Annotated in this window: 17 protein-coding genes and 1 tRNA gene; 1 reads left to right on the forward strand and 17 read right to left on the reverse strand. The window is 62.7% G+C overall.

Translation table 11 applies throughout. The features are described 5' to 3' along the window. Positions 1–357: 357 nt before the first annotated feature. The 17 genes from rplA to ABMA59_RS27325 form a co-directional block, all read right to left on the reverse strand. Complete coding sequence (gene rplA, locus ABMA59_RS27245; RefSeq protein ID WP_349008516.1) at positions 358–1,056, reverse strand: 50S ribosomal protein L1; 699 nt, start codon at positions 1,054–1,056, stop codon at positions 358–360. 4 nt (positions 1,057–1,060) lie between these two features. Continuing rightward, positions 1,061–1,489: a 50S ribosomal protein L11 gene (gene rplK / locus ABMA59_RS27250; protein ID WP_349008517.1), complete on the reverse strand. Its 429-nt coding sequence runs from the start codon at positions 1,487–1,489 to the stop codon at positions 1,061–1,063. A gap of 153 nt (positions 1,490–1,642) precedes the next feature. Further along, positions 1,643–2,182 carry a transcription termination/antitermination protein NusG gene (gene nusG / locus ABMA59_RS27255; protein WP_349008518.1) on the reverse strand — a complete coding sequence of 180 codons (540 nt, stop codon included), beginning with the start codon at positions 2,180–2,182 and terminating at the stop codon, positions 1,643–1,645. Positions 2,183–2,207: 25 nt separating this feature from the next. Continuing rightward, entirely contained in the window at positions 2,208–2,411 is a 204-nt protein-coding gene (gene secE / locus ABMA59_RS27260) for a preprotein translocase subunit SecE (protein WP_349008519.1), read from the reverse strand. 295 nt (positions 2,412–2,706) lie between these two features. Next, a tRNA-Trp gene (locus tag ABMA59_RS27265) sits at positions 2,707–2,782 on the reverse strand. 163 nt (positions 2,783–2,945) lie between these two features. Beyond that, positions 2,946–3,611: a hypothetical protein gene (locus ABMA59_RS27270; RefSeq protein ID WP_349008520.1), complete on the reverse strand. Its 666-nt coding sequence runs from the start codon at positions 3,609–3,611 to the stop codon at positions 2,946–2,948. Positions 3,612–3,758: 147 nt separating this feature from the next. Next, entirely contained in the window at positions 3,759–4,685 is a 927-nt protein-coding gene (locus tag ABMA59_RS27275) for a COG3904 family protein (protein WP_349008521.1), read from the reverse strand. Between the two features lie 167 nt (positions 4,686–4,852). Further along, a complete protein-coding gene (locus ABMA59_RS27280; protein ID WP_349008522.1) occupies positions 4,853–5,257 on the reverse strand; it encodes an SUF system Fe-S cluster assembly protein in 405 nt (134 codons plus the stop codon). A 5-nt stretch (positions 5,258–5,262) separates the two neighbouring features. Then, complete coding sequence (locus ABMA59_RS27285) at positions 5,263–6,504, reverse strand: cysteine desulfurase (protein ID WP_349008523.1); 1,242 nt, start codon at positions 6,502–6,504, stop codon at positions 5,263–5,265. Further along, a complete protein-coding gene (locus ABMA59_RS27290; RefSeq protein WP_349008524.1) occupies positions 6,497–6,886 on the reverse strand; it encodes a VOC family protein in 390 nt (129 codons plus the stop codon). The genes ABMA59_RS27285 and ABMA59_RS27290 overlap by 8 nt, the downstream gene beginning before the upstream one ends. Next, positions 6,879–8,147, reverse strand: coding sequence for a Fe-S cluster assembly protein SufD (gene sufD / locus ABMA59_RS27295; RefSeq protein WP_349008525.1), 1,269 nt, complete (start codon positions 8,145–8,147; stop codon positions 6,879–6,881). The genes ABMA59_RS27290 and sufD overlap by 8 nt, the downstream gene beginning before the upstream one ends. 9 nt (positions 8,148–8,156) lie before the next feature. Further along, positions 8,157–8,912, reverse strand: coding sequence for a Fe-S cluster assembly ATPase SufC (gene sufC / locus ABMA59_RS27300; RefSeq protein ID WP_349008526.1), 756 nt, complete (start codon positions 8,910–8,912; stop codon positions 8,157–8,159). Next, positions 8,905–9,195 carry a hypothetical protein gene (locus ABMA59_RS27305; protein ID WP_349008527.1) on the reverse strand — a complete coding sequence of 97 codons (291 nt, stop codon included), beginning with the start codon at positions 9,193–9,195 and terminating at the stop codon, positions 8,905–8,907. Before ABMA59_RS27305 ends, sufC begins: the two co-directional genes overlap by 8 nt. An 8-nt stretch (positions 9,196–9,203) precedes the next feature. Beyond that, positions 9,204–9,584 carry an ADP-ribosylation/crystallin J1 gene (locus tag ABMA59_RS27310; protein WP_349008528.1) on the reverse strand — a complete coding sequence of 127 codons (381 nt, stop codon included), beginning with the start codon at positions 9,582–9,584 and terminating at the stop codon, positions 9,204–9,206. Further along, positions 9,581–9,829: a hypothetical protein gene (locus ABMA59_RS27315; protein WP_349008529.1), complete on the reverse strand. Its 249-nt coding sequence runs from the start codon at positions 9,827–9,829 to the stop codon at positions 9,581–9,583. The genes ABMA59_RS27310 and ABMA59_RS27315 overlap by 4 nt, the downstream gene beginning before the upstream one ends. A 32-nt stretch (positions 9,830–9,861) precedes the next feature. Further along, positions 9,862–11,388, reverse strand: coding sequence for a Fe-S cluster assembly protein SufB (sufB, locus tag ABMA59_RS27320; protein WP_349008530.1), 1,527 nt, complete (start codon positions 11,386–11,388; stop codon positions 9,862–9,864). Positions 11,389–11,541: 153 nt separating this feature from the next. Continuing rightward, positions 11,542–12,705: a cysteine desulfurase family protein gene (locus ABMA59_RS27325; protein WP_349008531.1), complete on the reverse strand. Its 1,164-nt coding sequence runs from the start codon at positions 12,703–12,705 to the stop codon at positions 11,542–11,544. A gap of 203 nt (positions 12,706–12,908) precedes the next feature. On the opposite strand from ABMA59_RS27325, the gene ABMA59_RS27330 reads away from it, so the two are divergent. After that, positions 12,909–13,583 carry an alpha/beta hydrolase gene (locus tag ABMA59_RS27330; RefSeq protein WP_349008532.1) on the forward strand — a complete coding sequence of 225 codons (675 nt, stop codon included), beginning with the start codon at positions 12,909–12,911 and terminating at the stop codon, positions 13,581–13,583. The last annotated feature ends 298 nt before the right edge of the window (positions 13,584–13,881 follow it).

Genomic DNA, 13,881 nt, shown 5'->3' on the forward strand with positions numbered 1-13,881 from the left:
CCTCCGACCATTCGCGGTGCGGAGATCGGGTTGCCTTTTGCCACCCGGGTCATCCAAAAGGATCACCCGAGCGACGCTCGAGGATCCTGTCCCCTTTTCGTCACGACGGACGCCTGAGCGGCCGCCATGCGGACAAAAGGCAAACACGGCTCGAACCTTCCATCGGGGCCAAGGAATGCCCCTTTGTCCGGTCTTCACCCGTCTCATGCAGGCCCATGCGAATTAAGGCTGGAGCCGCCTGCAATCTCGGACAGGATAGTCCGGAAGCGATCGTCTGCTTCCGCAGTCCGGGCCGATGGTCAGGCCCGGAATTCGTTGGAAGGTCAACGCTTTCGCCGCCGGCCTTCGCTCAGGTCGTCAAGCGGCGCTGAGGCTCGCCAGGTCGACCTTGAGGCCGGGCCCCATGGTGGAGCTGACCGACATCTTCCTCATGTAGACGCCCTTGGCGCCAGCCGGCTTCGCCTTGTTGACGGCATCGGCCAGTGCACGAACATTCTCTTCCAGCGCGTTGATCTCGAACGAGACCTTGCCGACGCCGGCATGGATGATGCCCGCCTTCTCGACGCGGAACTCGACGGCGCCGCCCTTGGAGGCCTTGACGGCGGCCGCGACGTCCATGGTCACGGTGCCGACCTTCGGGTTCGGCATCATGCCGCGCGGGCCGAGCACCTTGCCGAGACGGCCGACCAGCGGCATCATGTCCGGCGTGGCGATGCAGCGATCGAAGTCGATCGTGCCCTTCTGGACGATCTCGACCAGATCCTCCGCGCCGACGATGTCGGCTCCAGCGGCCTTGGCTTCGTCGGCCTTGGCGCCCTTGGCGAAGACGGCGACGCGGACGTTCTTGCCCGTGCCGTTCGGCAGGTTGACCACGCCGCGGACCATCTGGTCGGCGTGACGCGGATCGACGCCGAGGTTCAGGGCGACTTCGATGGTCTCGTCGAACTTAACCTTGGAGCGGTCCTTCAGCATCTTGATCGCCTCGGCCAGCGAGTACGACTTGTTCGGATCGACGCCCTCGCGGGACTTCTCTACACGCTTTGCAAGCTTTGCCATCGTCTTAGCCCACCACTTCCAGGCCCATCGAACGGGCGGAGCCTTCGACCATGCGCATGGCGGCTTCGACGTCGTTGGCGTTCAAATCCTTCATCTTGGCGGTGGCGATCTCGCGCACCTTGTCGCGGCTGATCTGGCCGACCTTGGTCTTGCCAGGCTCCTTCGAACCGGACGAGAGGTTTGCCGCCTTCTTCAGGAAGTAGCTCACCGGAGCCGTCTTCATGACGAAGGTGAAGGACTTGTCGACATAGTAGGTGATCACGACCGGAACCGGCGATCCCTTTTCCATTTCCTGCGTCTGGGCGTTGAACGCCTTGCAGAATTCCATGATGTTGATGCCACGCTGACCAAGCGCCGGACCGATCGGCGGGGACGGCGTTGCCGATCCCGCCTTGACCTGGAGCTTGAGCTGGCCCGCTACTTTCTTAGCCATCTCTCTACTGCCTTTGTTTCATGCCGGATCCCCGGCGGTTGCAGTCTGGTGGTGCGAAAGCCACGGCCGGCCAGGCCGCTCTTTCTCCCACCGCATGGCGACAACAATTCTCGCCGTCGCCGCTCCAGCCCTTCAAGGGCCGGAACTTTCGGATCAGCCCTTCTCGACCTGACCGAATTCGAGATCGACGGGCACGGCGCGCCCGAAGATCGAAACTTCCACCTTGAGCCGCGCCCGCTCCATGTCAACTTCCTGGACGAAGCCGTTGAACGAGGCGAACGGACCATCGGAGACGCGCACCGCCTCGCCGATCTCGAAGGTGACCGACGGCTTTGGCCGCTCGACCCCCTCCTGAACCTGGTGCAGGATGCGCTCGGCCTCCTTCTCGGTGATGTGCATCGGCTTGGCCGTATGCTTGTCCTCACCGAGGAAGCCGGTGACGCGCGGCGTGTTCTTGACCAGGCTGATCACCGCGTCGTTGAGCTCGGCCTTCATCAGCACGTAACCGGGGAAGAACTTGCGCTCGGCATCGACCTTCTTGCCGCGCCGCACTTCCACGACCTTTTCGGTCGGAACGACGATCTGCTCGATCTTCTCGCTCAGGCCCTTCTGCTTGGCCTTGTTCTCGATGTCCTCCGCGACCTTCTTCTCGAAGTTGGAATAGGCATGGACGATGTACCAGCGCGCCGTCATCAGCAGTTCTCCGTAAACGCCGGTATCAGCGGCCGAGGCCGAGGATCAGGTCGATGCCGAACGCCATCAACTGGTCGGCGGCAAAGAAAAAAATCATCGCGATGACGGCAAATACGACGACCATGACGGTCGAGATCAACGTCTCGCGCCGCGACGGCCACGTCACCTTCGCCGTCTCGGACCTTACCTGCTGGAGGAAGGTAAAAGGATTGGTGGTCTTCGATGCCATCTGCCGCTCTGTCTCGCGGGCCCAAGGAGAGCCCTATTCCGTCCCGTTGGCCGGGATTGCCGCTGCAAGAAACCGAAACGCGACCGAATCGTCAGGCGGCGTTTCAACCATGCAATAATGACGCGCAAAGCCGGATGTCCAGCTCCACGCGCCGCGTGTCTGTCGTCACTACATAAAACCGAATCCCGACACTTGCAAGGGCCGAACCGGTCTTACTTCCAAACACCGGCGTCGGAACCATCCAATCGTCCCGCTCGTCGGCTATGGCTTACACCGCGCCGTTGTGGCACGAAACTGGCAGGGGCAGCAGGGCTCGAACCTGCGACCTGCGGTTTTGGAGACCGCCGCTCTACCAACTGAGCTATACCCCTATTGCGCGCTGCTATTTCACAAAGCGCGGCGGAACTCAAGTGCGGTTTGGAACGACTTGTCATCAGGGCGGGCAGGCAACGATCGAAGACAGCCTCGCTATCGGGAGCCGGGCGGCAAAGGTTGCGTTCAGGTCCTTCGCCGTTCTGAAAGATCCAGAATACCCTAATCTTCCAGGTCCTGCGTCGTGAAAACACGGCAATTGTCCGGCGCCGGGAATGTCTTGCAGATGCTGCTCTCGGTGATGCTCTCGACGCTCCGGGTGCTTGTCACCAGTCCGGCGGCCCGCAGCGCTGCGACGTCGAGATTGGTCTCCGGTTCTGCCTTCAAGGCGTCCACCAGGCTTGGGCCGACACCCATTTCCTTGAGATAAGCGGTCAGCCTGCGTTCGGCGGCTTTGCTCATCTTCTGATTCTTGAGGCGAACATGCAGGATGGCCTGATCCGGGACGAGGCGCTCGACGCCGCCGGCGAGCATCAGCACGCACTCTGCCGCGCAATGACCCCGCGAAATCGCGCGGCCAAGGAAGTCGGAGCCCTTGCCGTCATTCGCCTTGCAGTCCTTCTCCTCCGGTCGGCAGCCTACGAACCATGTCCTGCCGACAGCGACCTCCAGCCCGGCACGACGAATCAGTCGTCCGAGTTCCATTGCGGCCTCGCGGTCGCCGCCCGACGAGAACAGGACGATCGGCAATTTGCGGCCACCGAGCGTCTTCAGCGTTGCCTTCAGAAGCGCCGGCGTCTTGGCGCCGATCGCCCCCTCCGCCGAAATCCATTCCGGGCAGGTCGGTTCGCATGAGGTGTCGTTCGCCCTCACGACCACGAATTGCATGAGCCTCGGCTGCGGCGTGGCGGGTTCAGCCGCCAGCCCGTTCGGGGGAAAAGCCAGGCACAAGGCCAGCAGTGCCAGAATGCCGCGACATATGGGATGACCGGCGAACATCGCCTTCAAAGGAATTCGCGGGAAGCGTGGCAGTTTCTATCCCTCGAGATCCGAAACCGTCACCACGCGGCAATTCGCTGCCGCCGGAACGGTCTTGCAGACGGCGGCCGCGGTCAACAGTTCCGCGCCGTCGAGGCTGGTGACGAGATTCATCTGCAGCATGTTGTAGGCGACGATCTGCCGAAGCGTGCTGGCCGGCGTGTTCTTGATCGTCACAAGCAGATTGGCCCCTACCCCCATTTCCTTGAAATAGGCGTCCAGCCGCTTCTCCAGCGGCTTGTTCATCTCATAGGTCTTGTAGCTGCCGGCATTCTTGCGGCTGACCACCTTCTTTTCGATGATTTTTTTCTTCCCTTTCACGACCTTGTATTTGGTCCGGTAGAGCACCTTGGTCCTGTAGTAGGTCGTCGTGATCTGATGAACGCCGAGATAGGCCCACTGGCCGACGACGCGCCGGACGCCGCCCGCCAGCATCAGCGGACAGGCGGAGGCGCAATAGGCTCCGTTGGCAAATGCGTTGCCGTAATAGGCCGCGGCCTTGCCGTCGTTCAGCTTGCAGCCCTTGAAACCGGGATCACAGCCGTCGAATCGCGTCAGCCCGACCGCGACGTCGAGCTTGTTCTGGCGGATCGTCCGGCCGAGCGTAAGAGCCGCATCGACATCTCCACCCGGTGAACTGACCACAATCGGAAGCCGCCGTCCGCCAAGCGTCTTCAGCACTTTCTTGAACTGCGCCGGCGTGCCGGCGACGATAGCACCTTCGGCCGATATCCATTCCGGACAGGTCGGCTCGCAGCCGGGCGCATTGCTGCGGACAACAGCGAACCGCATAGGCTGGTCTTCCGGGCTCTGGGCGACGGAATTTGCGGCAAGGGCGGGATGCGCATGAAAAATGGCAACCAGAGCAAGGATCAGCCCCAGCAGCCCAAATGCCCAACCACCAAAACGACGTTGCTCAGCCAACCCGAAACCCTCGATCGGGCCTATCCTAATTGAGGCGCAATTCCGCGCAATAGGCGCATCAGGGCGGACTGCCGACAGGCCGCCGCCGTATCTCAACGGCAACGCCCGGCGACACGATACTCATCGCGCCTTGCGCACCGCGCTGCGAGACCGACCGTCGATCGGCCTCAATACCACCCGACCGCGACCTGCGCCTCTTCCGACATGCGGTCAGGGGTCCAGGGCGGATCGAACACCATGGTGACCTCGACTCCTGACACGCCCTCGACGGCGCCGACGGCGTCCTGCACCCAGCCGGGCATTTCGCCAGCCACCGGGCAGCCCGGCGCGGTCAGCGTCATGTCGATCTTCACCGAGCGGTCGTCCTCGATGTCAATCTTGTAGACGAGGCCGAGTTCGTAGATGTCGGCCGGGATTTCCGGATCGTAGACGGTCTTCAGCGCCGAGACGATGTCGTCGGTGATGCGGGCCAGTTCCTCCGCCGGGATGGCGGAGGCCGCGCCGCTGGGGGGCACGTCGGCAGCGGTCTGCGGCTCGGCATCGGCGGGGATCGAAGTTGCAGCGTCTTCCATGGTCGTCACCCGAAGAACTTTCGCGCTTTTTCGAGCGCTTCGGCCAGAATGTCCACCTCCTGGCGCGTATTGTACATGCCGAATGATGCCCTGCATGTGGAGGTGACGCCGAACCGTTTCAACAGCGGCTGGGCGCAATGGGTTCCGGCGCGCACCGCGACACCCTGCCGGTCGATCACCATCGACACGTCGTGCGCGTGGATGCCCTGCAATTCGAACGAGACGATGGCGCCCTTGTCCGGCGCATCGCCAAAAATGCGTAGCGAGTTGATCGCGCGCAGCCGCTCATGCGCGTAGGCCTTCAGGTCGGCCTCGTGGGCGGCGATGCGTTCGCGCCCGACCGAATCCATATAATCCAGCGCCGCGCCCAGCCCGATCGCCTGGACGATCGGCGGCGTGCCGGCCTCGAAACGATGCGGCGGATCGTTGTAGGTGACATTGTCTTCTGTCACATCGAAGATCATCTCGCCGCCGCCCTGGAAGGGCCGCATCGATTCCAGCATGTGTTTCTTGCCGTAGAGCACGCCGATGCCTGAAGGGCCGTAGACCTTGTGGCCGGTGAAGACATAAAAATCGCAGTCGAGGTCGCGCACGTCGACCGGCAGGTGGACGGCCGCCTGGCTGCCGTCGACCAGAACCGGAATGCCGCGCGCGTGGGCGATCCTCACGATCTCCTTGATCGGCGTGATCGTGCCCAGCGCATTCGACATATGCGTGATGGCGACGAGTTTTGTGCGGTCAGTCAGCGATTTTTCGAAATCCTCAAGATGCAACTCGCCGAGATCGTCCACCGGCGCCCAGACGAGTTTCGCGCCCTGCCGTTCGCGGATGAAATGCCAGGGCACGATGTTGGAATGGTGCTCCATGATCGACACGACGATCTCGTCGCCCTCGCCGATGTTCGGCATGCCCCAACCATAAGCGACCGTGTTGATGGCGGCCGTCGTGTTGGAGGTGAAGACGATTTCGTCCACGCTGCCGGCGTTGAGGAAGCGGCGCACGGTCTCGCGCGCCTTTTCATAAGTGTCTGTGGCGGCGTTGGACAGGAAATGCAGGCCGCGATGCACGTTCGCATATTCGTTCGCATAGGCATGCTGGATGGTGTCGAGCACCACCTGCGGCTTCTGCGCGGAAGCCCCGTTGTCGAGATAGACCAGCGGCTTGCCGTAGACTTCGCGCGACAGGATCGGAAAGTCGCGGCGGATCGCCTCGACATCGTAGCCGGTTCTGTTGACCCGCTCATCCATGATAGCTGATGAACTCCATGAGCGACCCGTCCGGATCGCGGAAATAAACGCTGGTGCCGTCGCCTTGCGCGCCGAAACGGCGGACCGGCCCGAGTTCGATGTGGACGCTCTGTTCCTTCAGGTGGGCAACCGCGCCAACGATCGGGCCGTCCCAGCGGAAGCATAGGTCGCTGTTTCCCGGCTGCACCGGCAATCTTGCCACCGGCTCGGCGGTGACGCCTTTTCCGTGGCAGTTCAGCTGCCGGTCGCCCAGCCGGAACATGTAGCCGCCCTGGCGCGAGATCGCCTCGCAGCCGATGACATCGACATAGAATTTCCGCGCCCGCTCCCAGTCGGAGACGTGGATGACGCAGTGGTCGAGCGAAGTCGGCAGGCTAGCCATGATTCTCGAACCAGCCGTCCAGCCGCGCTTCCAGCGCATCGACCAGCGGCTCGCTGTCCAGTTCCTCGATGACCGAGGCGACGAAGGCTTTTACCAGCAGTCCGCGCGCCGTCTTCTCGTCAATGCCGCGTGCCATCAGATAGAACAGATGGTTGCGGTCTATCTCGGTGACGGTGGCGCCGTGCCCGCACTGCACGTCGTCGGCGAAAATCTCCAGTTCCGGCTTGGTCGAGAACTCGGCATCGTCGGACAGCAGCAGCGTGTTGCACGCCATCTTCGCATCGGTCTTCTGTGCCGGCTGATGAACGTTGATGCGTCCCTGGAAGACGCCGCGCGCCTTGCCGGTCACCACGTTGCGGATGAGTTCGCGCGAGCCGGAGTTCGGCGCCACATGGTCGAGCACCATGGTGACGTCGCAATGCGTGTCGTCCGCGAGCAGGCTGACCCCGCGAAGCTGGAAGTCCGAGCCCTGGCCCGCCGCCTTCACCCGCACCTCCTGGCGCACCAGCTTTCCGCCGGCATTCATGACGAACAGCGTCAGCTTGCTGTTCTTGCCGAGTTCGGCGTTGAATTGGGCGAGATGCGTCGCGGTTTCCGGCTGCTCCTGCACGATCAGCCAGACGATCTCCGCGCCGTCGCCGACCAAGAGGTTGGTGACCGAGGTCGAAAGCGCCGAGCCGCTGCCGGACTGGCGCTCGACGATGGTGGCTTTCGCGCCCACGCCGGCACGTACGGCAAATCGCGCATGCACCTGCCCGCCGGCTTGTACGTTCTGGAGTTCGACCGGTTTTTCCGGTGCGGCGCCTGGCGTGATGTCGAGGAACCAGCCGTCGCTGACAAAGGCGATGTTCAGCATGCCCACGGCGTCGTCCGCGTCGCGCGGATCGAGCGCGCGGGCGAAGCTGCCGTCGGTCAGCTTATCGGCAAGCCTCTGGACCGTTGCACCCTCCAGTTCCGGCATTTTTGCGTCGGCAAATCCGTTGAGCACGGGCAGGACCGCCGAGCCCTCCACCACGGGCGACAGTGCCTTCGCGTTCGCCGTCGGGTCGAACGCCGGGACGGAGACCAGCAGGCGGCGCAGGTCCGTATAGTGCCAGGCCTCGACACGGCGGGTCGGCAGGCCGTCCTTGATGGATTCGACTGCCTCGTCGCGCTTGACCATCACCGCGCCGTCGCCAGGCAATTCCGACACGCGCTCGCCGAACGCCTCGATCAGGGCCGTCTCGGCCTGGGTACGCGGTGGCGTTGCATGCATGTTCATGACCGACACCTACGCCGCCTCTTCGATGATGCCGGCATAACCATTGGCTTCAAGCTCGTGCGCCAGCGTCTTGTCGCCCGACTTGATCACCTGGCCGCGATAAAGCACGTGCACCGTATCCGGCACGATGTGTTCCAGAAGCCGCTGGTAATGGGTGATGACCAGGAAGGCGCGGTCGGGCGCACGCAATGAGTTGACGCCGTCGGCGACGATTCGCAGCGCATCGATGTCGAGTCCGGAATCGGTCTCGTCGAGCACGCAGAATTTCGGCTGCAGCAGCTTCATCTGCAAAATTTCGGCGCGCTTCTTCTCGCCACCGGAAAAGCCGACATTCAGCGGACGCTTCAGCATCGCCATGTCCATCTCGAGCGAGCCGGCGGCTTCCTTCACACGCTTCAGGAACTCCGGCACCTTCAGCGGCTCCTCGCCGCGCGCCTTGCGCTGGGCGTTTAGCGCGACCTTCAAAAATTCCATGGTGGCGACACCGGGAATTTCCATCGGATACTGGAAGGCAAGGAAGATGCCGGAAGCGGCGCGCTCGGCCGGATCCATCTCCAGGATCGACTGGCCATTATAAAGCACCTCGCCCTCGGTGACCTCATAGTCGTCGCGGCCGGCCAGCACATAGGACAGCGTCGATTTGCCCGACCCGTTCGGCCCCATGATCGCCGCCACCTCGCCGGCTTTCACCGTCAGGTTCAGGCCGCGGATGATCTCCGTGCCGGTCGAGGCGATGCGGGCATGCAGGTTCTTGATTTCAAGCATTGTTCTGGTCTTTCAGGTAGTCGCTGTAACGTATTGAATAGTCAGTGTGCTTGCGCGCCGTGCCGATGAAGTACCAGGCCGAGGCAGCCATGCCGGCGAGAAAAGCCAGCGCCCACAGCCAGACCGGCCCGATCGACGCCAGAAGCAACGCGACAACAGCCGAAGCCACCACACCGCCGACTAAAAACCAAACCACGCGCCAGCCGTCCGGCGTGACCGGATAGGAACCGGAGCCGCCGTTGGAGCGAACGAACCAGATGTGGGCGGGGAGATCGGCGGCCATGGCGAGCCTCACTCCACGGCCAGATCGTCAGGAACATGGTCATTCGCCGAAAATCGCTGCGTCACCTCGATCCTGCCGACGATATGCCGGTTGAACTCCTCCAGTTCCTCGGCCGGCACCCATAGGTCCTCATGCTCGCGCCCGCCAACGATCTTGCGGTCGAACTTACCCGCATAGGCGGCGTCGACCTCAAAGCGCGTGACGAATCCTTCTTTCGAGCCGAACCGCGTATTCCAGTCGTGTGCAATCTGCGAGGCATAGGCCTCATTAGTCACAGGGTAGAAGATCGGCTGCTCGGGCAAGCGCGGCGGAAACGCTGTCCAGCCGCTGTCGGCTATCAGCTTCAGTTCATTGGCGCCGACGGGGCGGTAGCGGGTGAGGGATGTCATTTTCCGCGCTCCTGCCCATTGTTGGCCGAGCCGCCCCGTACCAGTATGTCGGCCAGGTTGCTCCATGGCGAAAGCAGAATGACAAAGAAAGCCAACGCGCCAAACCCGGAAACCACACCGCCGATCCTCAACAAATCGGCAAAACCTCCAATGGCCCCAATCAAGGCCACGAAAGCGCCGGCAATCGCCAGGAACAGCGCGATGACGTAGGGCGCAGCAATCACGATCGGCAAGATCATCCGCATCGACTACCTGCAAGTTTCAGGAGCAATCGCCATCACCCCACGCTACCCTCGAGGCTGATCCCGATCAGCTTCTGCGCCTCCACCGCGAACTCCATCGGTAGTTGCTGGATCACATCCTTCACAAACCCATTGACGATCAGCGCGATCGCCTCCTCCTCGGGAATGCCGCGCTGCATGACGTAAAACTTCTGGTCGTCCGAGATTTTGGAGGTCGTCGCCTCGTGCTCGAACTGGGCGCTGGCGTTCTTCGCCTCGATGTAAGGCACCGTATGCGCGCCGCAATTGTTGCCGATCAGCAGCGAGTCGCAATTGGTGAAATTGCGCGCGTCGGTCGCCTTGCGGTGCGCCGACACCTGGCCGCGATAGGTGTTTTGGGAAAAACCGGCGGCGATGCCCTTGGAGATGATGCGGCTCGTGGTGTTCTTGCCGAGATGGATCATCTTTGTGCCGCTGTCGACCTGCTGGTAGCCGTTCGACACCGCGATCGAATAGAACTCGCCGTGCGAATCGTCGCCGCGCAGGATGCAGCTTGGATATTTCCAGGTGATCGCCGAGCCGGTCTCGACCTGTGTCCACGAAATCTTCGAGCGGTCGCCGCGGCAGTCGCCCCGCTTGGTGACGAAATTGTAGATGCCGCCCTTGCCCTCGGCGTCGCCGGGATACCAGTTCTGCACCGTCGAATATTTGATCTCGGCGTCGTCCAGCGCCACCAATTCTACCACGGCGGCGTGAAGCTGGTTCTCGTCGCGCTGCGGCGCGGTGCAGCCTTCGAGATAGGAGACATAAGCCCCCTCCTCGGCGATGATCAGCGTGCGCTCGAACTGGCCGGTGTTCTTCTCGTTGATGCGGAAATAGGTCGAAAGCTCCATCGGGCAGCGCACGCCCTTCGGCACGAACACGAAGGAACCATCGGTGAAGACGGCCGAGTTTAGCGTCGCGTAATAATTGTCGGATGTCGGGACGACCGTTCCGAGGTATTTCTTCACCAGTTCCGGATGCTCGCGGATCGCCTCCGACATCGAGCAGAAGATGACGCCCGCCCGGGCAAGCTCTTCCTTGAAGGTGGTGACCACGGAAACCGAATCGAACACGGCATCGACCGCGACGCGGCCGGACTTGTAGACATTGTCGTTGGCCGCGGCGTCGTCATCCTCGTCGGCGACCGGAGCCTTCTGGACGCCGGCCAGAATCTCCTGCTCCTTCAGCGGGATGCCGAGCTTTTCGTAGACCTTCAGCAGTTCCGGATCGACTTCGTCCAGCGACTTCGGGCCGGCCTGGCTCTTCGGCGCGGCGTAGTAATAAAGATCCTGGAAATCGATCTTCGGATAGTGAACGCGCGCCCAGGTCGGCTCGTCCAGCGTCAGCCAGCGGCGATAGGCGCCAAGCCGCCATTCGAGCATCCACTCCGGCTCGTCCTTCTTGGCCGATATGAATCGGATAATGTCCTCGGACAGGCCTTTTGGGGCCTTATCCATCTCGATGATCGATTCGAAGCCGTATTTGTATTGATCGACGTCGATCTTGCGGACCTGCTCGATCGTTTCCTGCACAGCAGGCATCGCGTTCTCCATCCATGTCGGGTTAAAGGCCCGACCGTTTTCAAACTATGGCACCGCCGAGCGGCGTAGCCTCTATATAGTGCGCCTTGAGCCACATTCACGGGCCAAATGCGGCGGGCCGAAAAGCCAGCGCCGTCTTTGGCATCGCTTGGCTCAGGCGGCTTTCGAATCCGCGCTGCGCCGGGCAGCAATGCCCGCCAGCGCCGCGGCGAACCGTTCGATCTCCGCCAAACTCGTTTCCTCGCCGATCGATACGCGCAGCCCGCCCTCGGGCCGCGACACGCCCATTGCTTTCAGCACATGGCTCGGCCCGACCTTGCCCGACGAACAGGCCGACCCGGCCGATACCGCGATGCCCGCGAGGTCGAAGGCGATCTGCGCCGTCTCGGCCTTCACATCGGGAACGGCGAAGAACACCGTGTTGGCCAGCCGCTCGACCGCGGCGCCGAAAATTTGCGCGTCCGGAGCGGCCCGTCGGATGCTCGCCTCGATCAGGCCGCGCTTTGCCCGCGCCGTCTCCAAGCGTTCCAGCGCGGTCAGAGCCTCGCGCGCCGCCGCACCGAATCCGGCGATGCCGACCACGTTTTCCGTTCCCGCCCGAAATCCTTTTTCCTGGCCGCCGCCCGAAACGAGGGGCGCGGGCATCATCAGGTCAGCCTTGCCGACGAAAGCGCCGACGCCCTTCGGGCCGCCGATCTTGTGCGCGGACAGGATCAGAAAATCGCCGGAAGAGCCTGTCATGTCGAGCGGAATGCGTCCCGCCGCCTGTACGGCATCGACCACGAGAACGCCGCCCGCCGCCTTGACGATCTCCGCGATACGGACGACCGGCTGGATCACGCCGGTCTCGTTGTTCGCCGCATGCACGGCCACCAGCGCAAGGCCGCTATCCCCGTCATGCGCCGCAAGCGCGGACTCCAGCGCAGCCACGTCGATGACGCCGTTGCCGTCCACACCGATGCGGGTGACGGCATCGGCCGCAAACCGACCACCGGACAGGATGCACGGGTGATCGGCTGCCGAGACGTAGAGGTGGCCCATGCGCAACGGGCTGCGGCCCATGCGCCAGCCCGGCGTCAGCAAGGTCGTCGCCGCCTCGGTCGCGCCGGAGGTGAAAACGACGTGTTCGGGCCGGCCGCCGACGAGCCCTGCGACATCCGCGCGTGCGCCTTCGACGATCCGCCGCAGCGCCCTGCCCTCGCCATGCACCGACGAGGCGTTGCCAGTCACATCCATCGCGGCAAGCATCGCCGTCCGCGCCGCTGGCAGCAGCGGCGCGCTGGCATTGTAATCGAGATAGACTCGCGGCTCGGCCATCATCCTGCTTCCGGAAAGATCGATGCGCGTCGCAATTTCCTTGAACTTGCGACGCAAGACATCCTATCTACCCGAGAAAATTGCTCGTTCGTCAGTTTTGAACAGTTCTAAACTAGCTTGTAGGTAGACGCACCCCGTGCGTCAAGGCCGAAGCCGGGATTGTCACCGACGCGCGGCCCAAAGATTGAAATGTGGAGTCTAGAATGCCCGAGGTCATTTTTGCCGGTCCGGCTGGCCGCCTGGAAGGCCGTTATCAGCCGTCCCCCGAAAAAAGTGCGCCGATCGCCATCGTCCTGCACCCGCATCCGCAATTCGGCGGGACGATGAACAACAAGATCGTCTACGACCTGTTCTACATGTTCCAGAAGCGCAATTTCACCACGCTGCGTTTCAATTTCCGCGGCATCGGCCGCAGCCAGGGCGAATTCGACCACGGCATGGGCGAATTGTCGGACGCGGCCGCGGCACTCGACTGGATCCAGTCCCTGCATCCCGATTCGAAGAGCTGCTGGGTCGCCGGCTATTCCTTCGGCGCCTGGATCGGCATGCAATTGCTGATGCGCCGCCCGGAGATCGAGGGTTTCATCTCAGTCGCGCCGCAGCCCAACACCTACGATTTTTCGTTCCTGGCGCCCTGCCCGTCGTCGGGCCTGATCATCCACGGCGATTCCGACAAGGTCGCGCCGAGCAAGGACGTTCAGGGCCTGGTCGACAAGCTGCATACCCAGAAGGGCATCACCATCACGCAGAAGACGCTGCCCGGCGCCAATCATTTCTTTTCCAACGATCCGCAGATCCTGCTGGACGAATGCGCCGACTATCTCGACAAGCGCCTCGCCGGCCAACTCGCCGATCCGCGGCCGAAGCGGCTGCGGTAGGTCCCTTCGGTCGCAGCGAGGTCAGGGATGGCTCATGGGTGGGTCCTTCGAGGCTCGCCCACCGGAGTTTTTCATAATCTTCAGCGCCGTGCGGGGTCGCACCTCAGGATGAGGGCGGTAGGTGCTTGGCACGCCAATCCCGCAAGGTTTCGCCAAATGCAGGTCACCTTCAGGTGCGGCTCAAGCATTGAAGCTTGGCGTTCAGCCGCAACCTCCCTCATCCTGAGGTGCGAGCCCGCACGGCGCTGAAGACTGGCGATAACTTTCGCGGGCGAGCCTCGAAGGACGCACCCATGAG

It is taken from the genome of Mesorhizobium yinganensis, from assembly GCF_040081985.1.
Lineage (GTDB): Bacteria > Pseudomonadota > Alphaproteobacteria > Rhizobiales > Rhizobiaceae > Kumtagia > Kumtagia yinganensis.

Coding starts and splice junctions, on each gene's coding strand:
- secE (WP_349008519.1), bottom strand. CDS start 2,411: ATGGCATCGAAGACCACCAATCCTTTTACCTTCCTCCAGCAGGTAAGG.
- ABMA59_RS27330 (WP_349008532.1), top strand. CDS start 12,909: ATGCCCGAGGTCATTTTTGCCGGTCCGGCTGGCCGCCTGGAAGGCCGT.
- sufC (WP_349008526.1), bottom strand. CDS start 8,912: ATGCTTGAAATCAAGAACCTGCATGCCCGCATCGCCTCGACCGGCACG.
- ABMA59_RS27270 (WP_349008520.1), bottom strand. CDS start 3,611: ATGCAATTCGTGGTCGTGAGGGCGAACGACACCTCATGCGAACCGACC.
- ABMA59_RS27280 (WP_349008522.1), bottom strand. CDS start 5,257: ATGGAAGACGCTGCAACTTCGATCCCCGCCGATGCCGAGCCGCAGACC.
- ABMA59_RS27285 (WP_349008523.1), bottom strand. CDS start 6,504: ATGGATGAGCGGGTCAACAGAACCGGCTACGATGTCGAGGCGATCCGC.
- ABMA59_RS27290 (WP_349008524.1), bottom strand. CDS start 6,886: ATGGCTAGCCTGCCGACTTCGCTCGACCACTGCGTCATCCACGTCTCC.
- ABMA59_RS27315 (WP_349008529.1), bottom strand. CDS start 9,829: ATGCGGATGATCTTGCCGATCGTGATTGCTGCGCCCTACGTCATCGCG.
- ABMA59_RS27325 (WP_349008531.1), bottom strand. CDS start 12,705: ATGGCCGAGCCGCGAGTCTATCTCGATTACAATGCCAGCGCGCCGCTG.
- nusG (WP_349008518.1), bottom strand. CDS start 2,182: ATGACGGCGCGCTGGTACATCGTCCATGCCTATTCCAACTTCGAGAAG.
- ABMA59_RS27305 (WP_349008527.1), bottom strand. CDS start 9,195: ATGGCCGCCGATCTCCCCGCCCACATCTGGTTCGTTCGCTCCAACGGC.
- rplK (WP_349008517.1), bottom strand. CDS start 1,489: ATGGCTAAGAAAGTAGCGGGCCAGCTCAAGCTCCAGGTCAAGGCGGGA.
- ABMA59_RS27310 (WP_349008528.1), bottom strand. CDS start 9,584: ATGACATCCCTCACCCGCTACCGCCCCGTCGGCGCCAATGAACTGAAG.
- sufB (WP_349008530.1), bottom strand. CDS start 11,388: ATGCCTGCTGTGCAGGAAACGATCGAGCAGGTCCGCAAGATCGACGTC.
- sufD (WP_349008525.1), bottom strand. CDS start 8,147: ATGAACATGCATGCAACGCCACCGCGTACCCAGGCCGAGACGGCCCTG.
- rplA (WP_349008516.1), bottom strand. CDS start 1,056: ATGGCAAAGCTTGCAAAGCGTGTAGAGAAGTCCCGCGAGGGCGTCGAT.